Below are 14,464 nucleotides of genomic sequence, written 5' to 3'. Positions count from 1 at the left end.
CCGTTCCCGAGATCTGGAACCCCGAGACGACCGGCGCCGCTCAGGACCGCGAACCGGTGACGTTCACCAGCCAGGTGACGCCGAAGCGGTCGCTCAGCATCCCGAACTCGTCGCCCCACGGGGCGGCGGTCAACGGCGCGATGATCGTCGCCCCGTCGGCCAGACCGTCCCAGTAGCCGTGGAGCTCCTGCCCGTCGTCGCCGCTCAACGAGATGCTGATGCGGGACCCTGTCGGGGCCTCCATGCCGTTCGGCGTGTCCGAGGCCATGAGCAGGAGGCCGTGCGGGGTCACCAGGACGCTGTGCATCACCTTGTCCTGCTCGGTCAGGTCCTCACTCGCGTGCATCTCGCCGAACGTCGACAGCGTCAAGTCGCCGCCGAAGACGTCGCGGTAGAACTCCATCGCCTGGCGGGCCTCGTCACGGAAACCGATGTAGGGGTTGAGTGCGGTGGGCATCGTCGCTCCTCGCGTGCTGGCTGTGGAGGGGCGTGCGCCCCGTCGCGGTGCGCCCATGGTGCCAGAGGCCGCTGCGCACCACCACCATCGCCCGCAGCGCAGAACGAGCATGCCGAGACGACAGGTGCAGAACGACCACCCGCCGAGACGGCGAGAGGCCCGGATCCTGGTGGACCCGGGCCTCTCGCCGCGCGGTTCTCGGTGGAGCTAAGGGGATTCGAACCCCTGACCTTCTCATTGCGAACGAGACGCGCTACCAACTGCGCCATAGCCCCGAGTGCCCAGCAAGACTAGCACCGCAGCAGGCTCGATCCGAAATCGAGCCCGGCACGACATCGGTCCGGCCGGGCGACCGCGTTCAGACCGCGCGGCGGCGGCGGAGGACCGCGTCAAGGTCCGTGCGCTCCCACGAGTCCTCGTCGATGATCCCCATACCCGCGTACTTGCTCGGCGGTGCCGACGGTGCGGCCGGTTCCGGCCGCCGGTCGTCCGCGGTCCGGGTGGCGGTGGTCGAGCCTCCCGGCTGTGGCCCACCAGCGGCCCCGTCCGCGGCGGGAGCGCGCAGCCCCATCCGCTCGGCCAGGGTCGTCGGCGTCGCCTGGTCGTGCTCGGCGAGCGCGGCCGCAGCGGCCTCGACATCGGATCGGATCGGCGTGACCCGAGCGAGGTCGGGGTCGGTCGCGCCCGCGGCCACGGCAGCTGCCTCTGCTCGGCGTCGCGCTGCTTCCGCGTCCGCGGCCGCAGCGGCCTCGGCGACACGCTCGCGGAGGCGTGCGGCGAGCGCCGCCGACGACTCCTCGGCTGCCTGGCGGGCTTCCGCACGGGCGCGCTCCACGTCGGGTCGCGACACGTAGAGCGGCTTGGGGACCTCCACGGGCGTCCAGCTCCGGTCCTCGGCGGCCGGTGCGGTCTCCGCTGTGCCAACGGCGGTGTCGATCGGAGCGGCGTTCCGTGCTCGTGCGGACCGGGCGCGCGGTGCGGGTGCCCGGGTCGCCGCGGCGACACCGGCGGCACGGCGCATCCGGGCACGGCCGACGGCGGCGAGCTGCGCGAGGACCGCCACCGCCCCCACGACCACGAGCGCGGCGGCGAGCGCCATGAGCCACATCGCCGGTGCGGCGACGAGCGTCACCACGGTGACCACGAGCCCGACGAAGCCGATGAGCGTCGCCCCCAGTCGAGAACGACGCATGCGGCGGGCGGTGAGCGCCGGCGACGCGGCGACCCGCTCGAGCTCGGGCTCCTGCTCCGCCAGACGTCGCGTGATCTCACGCTGGCGTGCGGCCTCGTGTGCTCGGACGATGGCGCGGCGGCGGGCTTCTTCGCTCGCGGCCACACGCTGGGCCTCTGCCAGGGATCGGGCGTTCATCTCGATGCGGACCTCGTCCGGGAGTTCGGCGGTCTGTGCGAGGATCCGGAGCGTCTGCTGCAGACGCACCGCGTTGCGCTCCGTGGCGAGGTACTGCCGACGCGCGTGCCACGAGGGCATGAGGTAGACGAGCCACAGCACCGCCGCGATGAGGAGGACGATGCCTCCGCTCCAGGACCCGATGCTCACGGGGAACACGGTATGGGCGGGCCGCGCGCCGATCGGTCATTGCGCGTCGCGTGTTGAGCGAGTCGCGCCGGATTCTGGTTGTGGAGGACGAGTTCAGCCGCGGCGCGAGGTCGCGATCGGCATCGCGGCCTCCTCACGGGCCTGGTCGGGAACGCTGCCCTGGCCTGCGGGCACGGCGCCGCGCACCCAGCGGTCGAGGACGCCCTCGCGGACCTCCTCGGCCACGAGCGCGAAGCAGAAGTGGTCGCGCCAGTCACCGTTGATGTGGATGTACCGGCGTCGCAGGCCCTCGTACCGGAACCCGAGCTTCTCGACCACCCGGAGCGAGGGCGCGTTCTCCGGACGGATGCAGATCTCCACCCGGTGGATCCCGACGGAACGGAAGCAGTGGTCGGTCGCGAGCGCGACGGCGGTCGGGGTCACGTTGTGCCCCGCGGCGCTCTCGACCACCCAGTAACCGATCGACGCACTGGCGAGCGAGCCGTAGCTGATGCCCGACACGTTGAGCTGTCCGACGAACCGGCCGTCGAGCTCCATGGCGAAGGGCAGGCCGAGCCCTGCACGCGCGTTCGCCTGCAGGGCCCGGATGCTCCCCCGGACGTCCGCCGACACGAGTCCCGACGGGTTCGTGGCCTCCCAGGTCCGCAACCAGCTCCGGTTCATCGACAGGGCCATGTCGAGGTCACGGGTGTCACGGAGGCGCAGCGGGCGGATGGTGATCCGACCGTGCGTCAGGGTGGGGATGGTCGTCATCGGGGGATCGCGTTCCTGGTTCGGGTGTCCCGGACGGGACGGCTACTCGCCCGCGTTGAACTCCTTGAGCCATTCCTTGAGCTCGGGGCCGAGGTCGTCGCGGTCGGAGGCGAGCTGGACGATCGCCTTGATGTAGTCGAGTTTGTCACCCGTGTCGTATCGGCGTCCACGGAACACGACGCCGTACACGCCACCCGTCCACTCCTCGGCGCCGGCCATCTTCATGAGCGCGTCCGTGAGCTGGATCTCGCCGCCCTTGCCCGGCTCCTGCTTCTCGAGGACGTCGAACACCTCGGGGCGGATCACGTAGCGACCGATGATCGCGAGGTTGGAGGGGGCCTCCCCCTGGGCGGGCTTCTCGACGAGACCGGTGATCTTGACGACGTCGTCCTCGTCGGTCTCCTCGACGGTCGCGATGCCGTACATGTGGGTCTGGGACGCCGGGACCTCGAGCAGGGCGACGACGGTCGCGTTCTTCTCGTCCTGCACCTCGATCATGCGCTTGAGCAGCGGATCACGAGCGTCGATGATGTCGTCGCCGAGGAGCACGGCGAACGGCTCGCGGCCGACGTGCATCTTGGCGCGGAGCACGGCGTGGCCGAGGCCCAGCGGGTCGCCCTGGCGCACGTAGTGCATGTCGGCGAGGTCCGTCGACTGGTTCACCTTGGCGAGCTTGTCGTGGTCGCCCTTCTTGCGGAGGGTCTCCTCGAGCTCCGACACGTGGTCGAAGTGGTTCTCGAGCGCGTTCTTGTTGCGACCGGTGATCATGAGGACGTCATGGAGGCCCGCGTCGACGGCTTCCTCGACCACGTACTGGATCGCGGGCTTGTCGACGACCGGGAGCATCTCCTTCGGCATCGCCTTGGTCGCGGGGAGGAACCGCGTCCCCAGCCCTGCGGCCGGGATCACTGCTTTGGAAATCTGGAAACCCATGGCGACGAGCGTATCCGCTGCCCCCACGACGCGGGCGTTAACGGATGGGGGACCGTGTGGAGGACACATGGCCACGCGGGGACGAGCCGTTAAGCTCGTGGCCATGAGCGCCGAGAGCGACATCGGGAACGCCAAACGAGCCCTCCGTGCCGAGCTGCGGCAACGTCGCCGCATGCACACCGCGTCGGAGCGGAGCGCGTTCACCACGGACCTCACCGCCACGCTCCAGCGCTTCGTGGAGGAGCGGGCGATCTCCTCGCTGTCGGCCTACCTCCCGTCATCCGACGAGCCCAACGTCCGCCCGTTCCTCAACTGGGCGTTCGACGCGGGCATCCGCACGCTGTTCCCGATCGCCCGGGACGACGGCCTGCTGGACTGGGCCGTGGGTGACGGCGAGACCGAGCACCAGGGTCTGGCGGGCGTCCCCGAGGTCGTCGGCGAGGTGCTCTCGCCGATCGCGATCAACGACGTCGACGTCATCCTCGCGCCCGCGGCCGCCGTGGACCGAGCCGGCATGCGGATGGGCTGGGGGCGCGGCTACTACGACAAGACCCTCGGATCCATGGCCAAGCGTCCGCCCGTCTATGCTGTGGTGTTCGACGCGGAGTACGTGGACGAGGTCCCTCGCGAGCGCCACGACCAGCCCGTCGACGGCATCATCACCCCATCGCGCATCCTCACCTTCCGGAGCTGACGTGCCCACCTACTCCTACCGCTGCACCGAGTGCGGTACCGCCTTCGACGTCAAGCAGTCCTTCTCGGACGCGGCCCTGACCGAGTGCCCGACCTGCGGCGGCGTGCTCCGCAAGGTGTTCAGCCCCGTCGGAGTGACGTTCAACGGGTCCGGCTTCTACCGCACGGACTCCCGGTCGTCGTCCGGGGCATCGGGGACGAAGTCCGAGTCCGGTGGCGGATCGACGCCGAGCGAGTCGTCGTCGTCGAGTTCGACCTCGTCGAGTTCATCCGGTTCGTCCTCGTCGAGTTCATCCGGTTCGTCCTCCACAGGCTCGTCCTCGCCGTCGTCGTCCTCATCCGGGAGTTCCAGCGCGGCCTGAGTCGTGCTCCGTCGGTAGCGTGATCCGTGCCGGTCGACTGGACGCCCGGCCGGTCCCCGTGGCGCGGGCCGACACCTGGACACGAGGGGGTCCCGTGAAGGGCTTCAGGGAGTTCCTGCTCCGCGGCAACGTCATCGACCTCGCAGTCGCCGTCGTCATCGGCGCCGCGTTCACCGCGATCGTCAACACGATCGTCACGGCGGTGATCAACCCGGCGGTCGGGGCGCTGTTCAACGCGTCGAGCCTCGAGCACACCTGGGTCCTCACGATCCCCGGAGTCGGCGGGGCGCACGCCGAGCTCCACTTCGGTTCCGTGCTCGGTGCCGTGATCCAGTTCGTCATCGTGGCCGCGGTCGTCTACTTCGCGCTCGTGCTGCCGGTCAACCGCCTGAGGAAGCTCGCGTTCAAGCGCGTCGAGAACGACGTCGAGCAGCCGCCGGCGGACGTCCCGCCGACCGACGTCGAGGTCCTCCTCGAGATCCGCGACCTGCTCCGACAGCAGCAGGGGATCACCGGTCAGGCCGCGGGCGCGCACGTCGCCCCCACCGACGCGCCGACGGGACCGGGCATCAGCGGCACGACGAAGCTCTGAGACCCGGCCGATCGCTCGCCACCCAGGTGCCGGAGGCACCGCCGCTATCCTGAGTGGATGGGCGACCGGCGGGTTCGCCACGACGGCGAACGAGAGGCCCGACGCCATGGCGGACACCAGTGGGAGGCGAGCCCGTCCGGACTGGCAGACCTGGCCGAACCTGCTGACGCTCGTCCGGTTCGTCCTCATCCCCGTGTACGTCGGACTGGTCGTCGCGGGACACCCCGGGTGGGGCCTCGTGTCGCTGGTCGGACTCGGGGTCACCGACTGGGCGGACGGCTTCATCGCCCGCCGATTCCACCAGGAGTCCGCACTCGGCAAGGCGCTGGATCCCGTGGCGGACCGCTTGTCGATCGTCGCGATCGTGTTGTCGCTGGTCCTCGTCGGGCTCCTGCCGTGGGTCGTCGTCGCCGTGGTGGTGGTCGTGGACCTGGTGCTCGTCGCGATGTCGAGCGCGTTGTTCCGCGGGTCACCAGACCTCGACGTGACCTGGACGGGCAAGATCCGCTCGGCGCTGCTGTTCGTCGGGCTGCCCGTGCTGCTGTTCTCGTCGACGTCGGTCGCCGAACACCTCACGTGGGTGCGCGTCGTCGCCCTCGTGTGCATCGTCCTCGGCACGGTCGGGCACGTGCTCGCCGGCGCCCAGTACGCCGCTGCCATGGTGCGGAAGCGCCGCGGCGACGCCGTCCCCGCTCGCTGAGGTCGGCACCGCGCGGACGGCAGTCTCCTCGTTGACCTCGCGCTGCCGAGGCTGCCACGCTTCCCCGATCGACGCGTCGCCCCTGCGTACGTGAGCCGCACAGTTCCATCCGCCGACTTCCGCCGCCGACACGACCGTTGTCGGGCGACGCGTTGAACGTCGTCCCGGTCCGACGGGGGCCGTGCGAGGGCGGAACGGGGAGGCAGGAGGGCTCACGGGCGGCGGGAGGGCCGCCTCAGCCCCAGTGCGGCGGCCGGTCGCCCAGCAGCCGCGCGTCGTTCTCCCCCGCGCCGTGCCGCTCCGGCTCGGGCGCGGGGTTCGGGTCCGTTCCCGGCGCCGGAGCGGTCGTGACCCGGCGGCGGCGAGTCGGGCCTCCCGGCCGTCGGTCATGAGCGGCCGTGGCGCCGTCAGACGTGCGGTCCTGTGCGCCCGTCGTCCGCCCGGCCGACGGGTCGCCCGCGGGACCAACGGCGGACGGGTCGCCCGCGGGACCAACGGCGGACGGGTCGCCCGCGGGGCCAACGGCGGACGGGTCGCCCGCGGGACCAGCGGCGACGGCCTCCGCCCCCGTGGCGGAACGGACGTCGGCGTGGGCCGCCCAGCTCCCGCGGAGCTGTTCCGTCCCTGGGGTGACCGGTCCGGCCGGTCGGGAGGCGCGCCTCCCGGTCATCGGGACCAGCCGGCGACCGCTGGCCAGCCCGCGGTCACTGCCGGGCCGGGACCGGCGGGATCGCGATCTCCTGCGTCGCACCACGGTCGACGCCGAGCACCTGCGCGACCGTCGTGGCGACGCGGTCCGGGTCGGAGAAGAGCTGGAAGGCGTGGACGCGCACGTAGTGCCAGCCGAGCCGTCGGAGCACCTCGGGCCGGAGGCGCAGCGACTCGCGCAGGGAGCCCTTGGCGAGCGACGCGTCGGTCTCGATCGTCACGCAGACCCCGCCGTGCGCGGCGACGAGGCCGAGCTTGCCGCGGTGTCCGAGCGCCACGGGGATGCCGCGCATCTCGAGCCGGCGGGCGAGGTCGACGAGCAGCGGGTCGCTGTCGTCGGGCACGTACTCCATGCTCGTGCGGGCCCGGACCTCCGCGAGGATCTCGGCGAGCGCGACGGTGCCGTGACCCATGCGCTCGGCCTCGATGTCGGACGGCTGGAAGCACGTGACGATGATCATCGACCGGCGGGCGCGGGTCATCGCGACGGCGAGCAGGCGTTCGCCGCCGGGCTTGCCGAGCGGACCGAAGTCGCGGAGGACGCGGCCGTGGGGCGTGCGCCCGTAGCCGATCGAGAACACGACGCGGTCGCGGCTCTGGGCGACGGACTGCTCGAGCGTCACCACCATGAACGGCTCGGGGCGGTCGCCGATCACGAACTCGGTGAGGTCCTTGTGGCCCTGCACGGCGGCGAGGACGGCCTGCTCGACACGAACGGCGTGCTTGGCGGACGCCGTGATGACCATGAGCGACTCGGTCGGCCGGTTCTTGGCGTGGTCGAGGACGAGCCGCACGACACGGTCGACCTCGGCGTCGACGCTCTCGACGGCGCCGGACTCGGGGTCCGGCACGGCCTTGCCCTCGGCGACGTAGTCGATCGCGATCGAGCCGTGGCCGAGGAACGAACCCGCCCACGGCAGGGACTCGATGCGGCCCCCGTAGAAGCGCCGGTTCACGAGCTCCGCGAGGTCCTCGCCGCCGGCGCGGTACGAGCGCGTGAGCGACAGGGTCGGCAGGAGCGTCGAGAGCTTCGCCAGCGCGGAGTCGGCGTGCAGCGAGTCGAGCGTCTGCTCGTCGACGCGGAGCGCCCGGTGGTCCGGGTCGACCGCGATGCGGAACGGGGACGGCGTCTGGGTGACCGGGTCGCCGAAGACCACGGTCTGCTTGGCGCGGCGGATCGCCCCGACGGTCTCGGCGATCGTCACGGCACCGGCGTCGACGAGGATCACGGTGTCGAACGGCATCGTGTCGGCGATCTGCGGGACCTCGTACGGCGACGCGAGCCACACGGGTGCGATGGCGCGGGACAGGTGCGGTGCGGAGTCCTGCAGCAGTCGCGACGTGATCGCGGGCTGCCGGAGCTGCGCCTTGAGCTGCGCGGCCTCGTCCGGCCAGTCGACCAGGCCGACCTTCCAGTTCTCGGCGAGCTGCCACGCCAGGCCCTGGGACACCCCGGCAGCGTGGGCGTCGTCGACGAGCCGGAAGTCCGCCTCGACGCGGTCGAGCATGTCGGTGTTCGCCCCGAGCAGGGCGCGGTCGCCCTCGAGCAGCATCTCGAGGCAGGACTGCCACCACGCGAGCTCGAGCTCGGCCGGCACCTGGGACTCGGGCACGTGGCGGTTCGCCAGGTCGGTGATGAGCGGCTCGAGCTGCAGGTCGCGCAGGGTCGTCATGAGCTCGGTGCGCTCCTGCAGGTTGTGCAGGACGTCGCTCTCGGCCGCGAGCTCGCCGATGTCCGCGACGAGCTGGTCGATCGGCAGGTTGGCGAGCTGCCGCTCACGGGACGTGTTGCCGAGCGGCTCGTCGAGACGCGCGAGGTCCTCGGCGACGTTCGAGTAGAGCACCTGGACGTCGGCGATGCCGGTGGGGATCTCCGGGGCGACCCCGGCCGCCACGTACCGCTGCCACAGGACCCGCTGCTGCTGGACCCGCGTCAGGGCCTCGTGCAGGTCGGACACGTGCACGCCCGGACGGACGTACTCGCGGGCGAGCTTCTTGAGGCGACGGCGGTTCGTCGCCGACATCGGGGCACCCTCACCACGCGGGGCCGTCGCCGCGACGAGCTCGGACACGGAGCGATCGAACACGACGGGCAGGAAGCGGTCGAGGGTGTCGCGGATCTCGGTGAGGAGCCGCAGGTACACGCCGAGTTCGCCGATCGTCGTGAACGGCCGCATGTGGGTCGAGCCGATGAGGTCGTTCGCGCGCTGCAGCAGCGTCGGCAGCTCGGTGGCGTGCAGGCCCTGCGCGGTCTGGTGCGCCTTGTGCGCGGCGGCGCTGGACGCGAACCGGGCGCCGTACCAGGGCGAGTCGTCCGGCCCGTACTTGAACTCGCCGAGGTTCGCGGCACTCACCATCGTCTCGGCGACGCGCGCGCGACCGTCGACCATGGCCTCCACGGACGACCGCGACAGGCGCGCGGTCGTGGCGGGCGGGACCGGGAGGAGCGACAGGCGGGACAGCTCGACCAGACAGTCGAGCACGGAGACACCGAACGCCGGGTCGACGCGGCCGAGTGCGCCGCGGTAGTCGAGCAGGACCTTGCGGAGCCGGACGAGCGCGTCGTCGACCTCGCGGAGGTTCGGCTTCGTCGACTTCTCGTTGCGGCCGATCGCGCGGATGAGGTCGCGCCGGAGGGTCGCGGGGGTGACGGCGACGCCGGGCAGCTGGACCTCGACGAACCGGCTGGCGATGCCGCGCAGGGTCGCGCGCCGCGGGCTGACGACGAGCACGCGCTTGTTCGCGGCGACGAGGCCACCGAGGGCGTTGACGATGGTCTGGGTGCCACCCGTGCCGGGCAGGGTCTTGACCACGATGGAGTTGCCCGCCGTGATCTGCGCGATCACGTTCTCCTGCTCGTCGTCGGCGTCGAGCAGGAGCGTGTCGGTCTCGGGGCTGCGCTCGTCGGACGGCGTCTGCTCGACCGGCCGGTAGGACTGCTCGACCTGCCACTTGGCGCTCGGGTTGCCGGCGAGGGCGTCGAGCACCGGGTGCGAGAGGTCGCGGGTGTCCTCCACCATGCTCGACGCGACCTCGGCGAACGTCGACACGACGAGGCGCGGGTGGACGCTGAAGTGCGGCAGGTGCGCGGTGAGGCCGCGGAGGCGGTCGATGACCGGGTTCGGCGTGAACGAGCCGTCCTGCTGGGCGAGCGCGACGAAGGCCTCGGCGTCGAGCACGATCCCGAACTGGTCGCGCAGGGCGTCGGCGAGCGCCGGGTTGAGGACGGGCTGGCCGAGCAGTCGGACCTCGAAGTCACGCCCGTGGCGGCGGATGGCGAGCGGCCGGAGGAGGACCGGCCCGCGGTGGTCGACGTCGGCGTGCCGCCAGTCCACCATGCCGATGCCGAGCTCGACCGCGTCGATCCCGCGCACCGTGGCGAGCTCGGTGCCCTTCTCCTCGACGAACCCGGCGGCGATGCGGGCGGCGCGGAACGCGACCTCGTCGCGGATGAGGCTCGACAGCAGGGTCGTCTTGCCGGTGATGAACTGTGCCAGGCCACCCGGGTGGGTCGTGCTGAGCTCGATGCGAGCCCGGGGGTGATCCGAGAAGTGGATGAGCGGGGACGTGCCACCGACACCGGAGAGCTGCTCGCGCCAGGCGTCCCACACGGGCTCGGCCGCGTTCCCCGCCGTGAGTCGCGGGTCCCCGAGGCTCAGCTGCTGTGGGCTCGTCACCTGCTCGGGCGCGCGCAGGTCATCGGCGCGGACGTCGTCATCCACGTCGTCCTCGCGCTCTGCAGTCCTGTCGACACGCCACACACCGATACTGTAGGCGGCCCGCCGAGCCCCGACCGTCAATGAACGCCGATTTCGACACATCCGAGCGTGATCACGCGACCCTCCACAGCAGCCCCCGCGGCCCCTGGCGCGCGGGGGTGGGTGTGGTACCAACGACGCATGGCCATCGACGACCGTCCGCGCACCTCCACCTCCGAACGCCGTGCCGTCCCGGCCGAGATCAGCCGGTCCTGGCTCCTGGTCGCCGCGACCGCCGAGCACGGCTTCGACCGCGCCGCGCGGTCCCGGGCCGACCAGGTCGTGCTCGACATCGAGGACGCGGTCGACCCGAAGCGCAAGCCGGAGGCCCGCGCCACCGTCGCCGCGTGGCTCGCGGGCGGCGGATCGGCATGGGTGCGCATCAACGACGTCACGACGCCGTTCTGGGCGGACGACGTCGAGGCGCTCCGCGGCCTGCCCGGACTGCGGGGCGTGGTCCTCGCCAAGACGGAGGCCGCGGAACAGGTCACCGACACCTGGCACCGCCTCGGGGGCACCCACCCCGTGGTCGCGCTCGTCGAGTCGGCCCTCGGGATCGAGGAGTCCACGGCGATCGCCCGCGCGAAGGGCGCGTTCCGCCTGGCGTTCGGGAGCGGTGACTACCGCCGCGACACCGGTACCTCCGCCGACACCCTGGCCATGGCCTACCCGCGATCCCGGCTCGTGGTCGCGTCACGCGTCGGGGACCTGCCCGGCCCCATCGACGGCCCGACGGTCGGCACGAGTCACCCGATCCTCCGGGAGCAGGCGCAGGTCGCGGTGGCGCTCGGCCTCACCGGCAAGCTGTGCCTCGACACCGACCAGCTGCCCGTGATCAACGAGGTCATCTCGCCCACGCCGGCCGACGTCGCCTGGGCCCGCGACTTCCTCGACGACTTCGAGGCGCGCGACCGCGTGGTCCGGGACGGCAGCGACCTGCCCCGGCTCGGGCGCGCACAGAAGATCGAACGCCTGGCGCAGGCCTTCGGGGTGGAACCCCGATGACCGGGGGGACGGACGGCGGCGCGCCGGACGGCAGCCGGGCCTCCCGGCCGCACATGGAGACGCAGGCCGAACGGGAGGCCCGGATCGCGTGGGAGCAGGGCGGCACCTCGCTCATCCCACCGGTCGGGCGCATCGCCGACCGGGTGGTGACGGTCCTGTTGCTGGCCGCGACCGGCGTCATGACCATCGTGACCGCCGTGATCGCGCTCGTCGCGGTCCTGGCCTCGGCACCGCGATGCCACCCCGCGAGCGGGTGCTCGACCGGAGCGCTCGTCGGCGGCGGCGCGCTCGCGGCCGGCGGTGCGTTCGTCGTCGGGGTCGCGGCGCTCGTCCTGGCGGTGTGGGCCTGGATCCGTCGGCGGAGCTCGTGGTGGATCGCCGCGATCGGCTTCGTGGTGGCCGTCGGATGCGTCGTCGGCGGCGGGGTCCTGTCCGCGTCGGCACTCGGCGACCTCGGCGGCACGACCCCTGCCGGTGACTCTCCGTGGCCCGGCGGGAGCGGGACCTGACAACCCCCAGGACCGCGAGGGGCCGGATCGGTGCGACGATGAACGCGTGCCGACCGCGACCGACCTGTTGACCATCGGCGAGCTGTCGCGCCGGTCGGGGATCGCCCCGTCGGCCATCCGGTACTACGAGGAACGCGGTCTCGTGACGGCGGAACGGACGGCCGGCAACCAGCGACTGTTCCCGCGCCACACGCTCCGTCGGCTCGCGGTCCTCGCCGCCGGGCAGCGAGCCGGTCTGTCCCTCGCCGAGATCCGCGAGGCGTTCGACGCCCTGCCCGCGGACCGTGCCCCGAACCCGGCGGAGTGGACGGCGCTCTCGCGACGATGGGCCGACGCGGTCGACACCCGCATCCGCGAGCTCGAGGCCCTCCGCGACGACCTCGACGGCTGCATCGGGTGCGGCTGTCTGTCCCTGACCCGCTGCGCCCTCGTCAACCCCGGGGACGGCGCCGCCCGCTCCGGCCCCGGTCCGCACCAGCTGCACGGAGTACGCACGGGGTCGCGGCTGCACGAGGCGCGCTCGGGCGGGGACACCGGCATCGTCGCCGACACGAACGCGGCACGGTTCGAACCGACCGAGCGGCCCGCATGACCAGGAAGGACCTCGTGACCTACACGACCCCACCCACGACCATGACCCGCCCCGACCTGCAGGGCACGCACGGCATGAGCGCCTCGACGCACTGGCTGGCCACGGCCTCGGCGCAGTCGGTACTCGAGCGCGGGGGCAACGCGTTCGACGCGGCCGTCGCCGGGGCGTTCGTGCTCCACGTCGTCGAGCCGCACCTCAACGGCCCGGGCGGCGACATGACCGCGGTGTTCGCCACCGCGGCGGACCCCACGCCCGTCGTGCTCATGGGGCAGGGCCCGGCTCCCGCCGGTGCGACCGTCGAGCACTACCGCGGCGAGGGTCTGGAACTCGTGCCGGGGTCGGGCGCCCTCGCGGCCGCCGTGCCCGCCGCCGTCGACGCGTGGCTGCTGCTCCTCCGGGACCACGGCACGTGGGACCTCGCCGACGTCCTGGCCTACGCCATCGGGTACGCGCGCGACGGCCACCCGGTCGCCGCTCGCGTCGCGGACACGATCGGCCGCGTCGCCGACCTGTTCACGGAGCACTGGCCGTCCTCCGCCGAGCGCTGGATGCCCGAGGGCCGGATCCCCGTCGCCGGCGAGGTCGTCCGGAACACCGCGTACGCGGACGTGCTCGCGCGGCTCGTCGCGGCCGGAGAGGGCTCGGCGGACCGGTCGGCACGGATCGACGCGGCCCGGGACGCCTGGGCGTCGGGGTTCGTCGCCGAGGCCGTCGAGCGGTTCGTCCGGACGCCGCACCGGCACTCGTCGGGCACCGACCACGCGGGCGTCATCACGGCTGCCGACATGGCCGGGTTCCGGGCCACGTACGAGCCCGCGGTGACGCTCGAGTTCCGCGGCCACACCATCGCGAAGACCGGCGCCTGGGGGCAGGGGCCCGCACTGCTGCAGACCCTCGCCATCCTCGAACCGCTCGACGACGCCCTGCTCGACCCGTCGACGGTCGAGGGCGCGCACACCATCGTCGAGGCGCAGAAGCTCGCCCTCGCCGACCGCGAGGCGTACTACGGCGACCACGACGTGCCGCTCGAGCGGCTGCTGTCCGCGGCCTACGCAGCCGAGCGACGCGCGCTCATCGCTGACCGGGCCTCCGCCGAGATCCGCCCGGGCGACGCCGGCGTGCCGGCCGGCGCCATGCCCCCGCTCCGCACCGAGTACCTGCCGCCGGCGCTCGACGAGCGCCCCGAGGGCGTCGGGGAACCCACCGTCGACTCGTTCGCCGGCGCGGAACCGCACGTCGGGCCCGACGGCCAGACGCGCGGCGACACGTGCCACATCGACGTCGTCGACCGCTGGGGCAACATCGTGTCGGCCACCCCGTCCGGCGGATGGCTCCAGTCCTCGCCGACGATCCCCGAGCTCGGCTTCTGCCTCGGCACGCGATTGCAGATGACCTGGCTCGAGGAGGGCACCGCCTCGACGCTCCGCCCCGGGCTGCGTCCGCGCACGACGCTCACCCCGACGCTCGTGCTCCGCGACGGCGAGCCCGTCGTCGCCCTCGGCTCCCCCGGCGGTGACCAGCAGGACCAGTGGCAGCTGCTCTACCTGCTCCGGACGATCGTCGGCGGCTGGTCGCCGCAGCAGGCGATCGACGCCCCGGCGCTGCACACGACCTCGTTCCCGGGGTCGTTCTGGCCGCGCACGTGGGAGCCGGCGGGGATCGTCGTCGAGGACCGGATCGGGGACGACGTCATCGCCGGCCTGGAGGCCCGGGGGCACGTCGTCACGCGCGCCGGCGGTTGGACCCTCGGTCGCCTCTCGAGCGTCGGCCGCGACCCACGGACCGGTGTCCTGTCGGCCGCCGCCAACCCGCGGGGCGAGCAGGCGTACGCCGCGGGGCGCTGA

The 14,464-nt window shown here is 72.6% G+C and carries 13 protein-coding genes, 1 tRNA gene and 1 pseudogene; 8 read left to right on the top strand and 7 right to left on the bottom strand.

The features are described from left to right. Positions 1 to 40 precede the first annotated feature (40 nt). From DEI82_RS10320 to galU, 5 genes are all read right to left on the bottom strand, one after another. Positions 41 to 457, bottom strand: coding sequence for a VOC family protein (locus DEI82_RS10320; RefSeq protein WP_111036697.1), 417 nt, complete (start codon positions 455 to 457; stop codon positions 41 to 43). Between the two features lie 202 nt (positions 458 to 659). Further along, positions 660 to 732 (bottom strand) — tRNA-Ala (locus DEI82_RS10315). 83 nt (positions 733 to 815) lie between these two features. Then, on the bottom strand, positions 816 to 2,015 hold the full coding sequence (locus DEI82_RS10310) for a DUF3040 domain-containing protein (protein ID WP_146242890.1): 1,200 nt from the start codon (positions 2,013 to 2,015) through the stop codon (positions 816 to 818). Positions 2,016 to 2,108: 93 nt separating this feature from the next. Further along, positions 2,109 to 2,768, bottom strand: coding sequence for a GNAT family N-acetyltransferase (locus tag DEI82_RS10305; RefSeq protein ID WP_111010436.1), 660 nt, complete (start codon positions 2,766 to 2,768; stop codon positions 2,109 to 2,111). Between the two features lie 42 nt (positions 2,769 to 2,810). After that, entirely contained in the window at positions 2,811 to 3,701 is an 891-nt protein-coding gene (galU, locus tag DEI82_RS10300; protein WP_111010437.1) for a UTP--glucose-1-phosphate uridylyltransferase GalU, read from the bottom strand. Between the two features lie 103 nt (positions 3,702 to 3,804). On the opposite strand from galU, the gene DEI82_RS10295 reads away from it, so the two are divergent. After that, on the top strand, positions 3,805 to 4,395 hold the full coding sequence (locus DEI82_RS10295; RefSeq protein WP_111010538.1) for a 5-formyltetrahydrofolate cyclo-ligase: 591 nt from the start codon (positions 3,805 to 3,807) through the stop codon (positions 4,393 to 4,395). After that, positions 4,286 to 4,537, top strand: a pseudogene (locus DEI82_RS16610) (FmdB family zinc ribbon protein); the annotation flags it as partial. The gene DEI82_RS10295 and the pseudogene DEI82_RS16610, both read left to right, overlap by 110 nt. A 14-nt stretch (positions 4,538 to 4,551) precedes the next feature. Here the strand turns inward: DEI82_RS16610 and DEI82_RS16605 are convergent. Then, positions 4,552 to 4,704 (bottom strand): hypothetical protein, encoded by a 153-nt coding sequence (locus DEI82_RS16605; protein WP_309146647.1) that lies wholly within the window; start codon positions 4,702 to 4,704, stop codon positions 4,552 to 4,554. A 146-nt stretch (positions 4,705 to 4,850) separates the two neighbouring features. On the opposite strand from DEI82_RS16605, the gene mscL reads away from it, so the two are divergent. Both mscL and DEI82_RS10280 read left to right on the top strand, forming a co-directional pair. Then, positions 4,851 to 5,348 (top strand): large conductance mechanosensitive channel protein MscL, encoded by a 498-nt coding sequence (gene mscL / locus DEI82_RS10285; RefSeq protein ID WP_111010439.1) that lies wholly within the window; start codon positions 4,851 to 4,853, stop codon positions 5,346 to 5,348. Positions 5,349 to 5,454: 106 nt separating this feature from the next. Beyond that, positions 5,455 to 6,048, top strand: a complete 594-nt coding sequence (locus tag DEI82_RS10280) for a CDP-alcohol phosphatidyltransferase family protein (RefSeq protein ID WP_111013153.1) — start codon at positions 5,455 to 5,457, stop codon at positions 6,046 to 6,048. Positions 6,049 to 6,752: 704 nt separating this feature from the next. Here the strand turns inward: DEI82_RS10280 and DEI82_RS10275 are convergent. Further along, complete coding sequence (locus tag DEI82_RS10275; RefSeq protein WP_375334622.1) at positions 6,753 to 10,517, bottom strand: AAA family ATPase; 3,765 nt, start codon at positions 10,515 to 10,517, stop codon at positions 6,753 to 6,755. Between the two features lie 138 nt (positions 10,518 to 10,655). Here DEI82_RS10275 and DEI82_RS10270 point away from each other — a divergent pair, with 138 nt between their 5' ends. The 4 genes from DEI82_RS10270 to DEI82_RS10255 are packed head-to-tail and all read left to right on the top strand — an operon-like array spanning position 10,656 to position 14,464. Beyond that, on the top strand, positions 10,656 to 11,519 hold the full coding sequence (locus tag DEI82_RS10270; protein WP_111036696.1) for a CoA ester lyase: 864 nt from the start codon (positions 10,656 to 10,658) through the stop codon (positions 11,517 to 11,519). Further along, entirely contained in the window at positions 11,516 to 12,028 is a 513-nt protein-coding gene (locus DEI82_RS10265) for a DUF6264 family protein (RefSeq protein WP_111010443.1), read from the top strand. The genes DEI82_RS10270 and DEI82_RS10265 overlap by 4 nt, the downstream gene beginning before the upstream one ends. Before the next feature lie 46 nt (positions 12,029 to 12,074). After that, complete coding sequence (soxR, locus tag DEI82_RS10260) at positions 12,075 to 12,620, top strand: redox-sensitive transcriptional activator SoxR (protein WP_111010444.1); 546 nt, start codon at positions 12,075 to 12,077, stop codon at positions 12,618 to 12,620. After that, positions 12,617 to 14,464, top strand: a complete 1,848-nt coding sequence (locus DEI82_RS10255; RefSeq protein ID WP_258372033.1) for a gamma-glutamyltransferase family protein — start codon at positions 12,617 to 12,619, stop codon at positions 14,462 to 14,464. The genes soxR and DEI82_RS10255 overlap by 4 nt, the downstream gene beginning before the upstream one ends.

Source organism: Curtobacterium sp. MCBD17_019, assembly GCF_003234555.1.
Taxonomy (GTDB): Bacteria; Actinomycetota; Actinomycetes; order Actinomycetales; family Microbacteriaceae; genus Curtobacterium.
The sequence above is the reverse complement of the archived record's forward strand: the minus strand, read 5'-3'. Positions and strand labels throughout refer to the sequence as shown.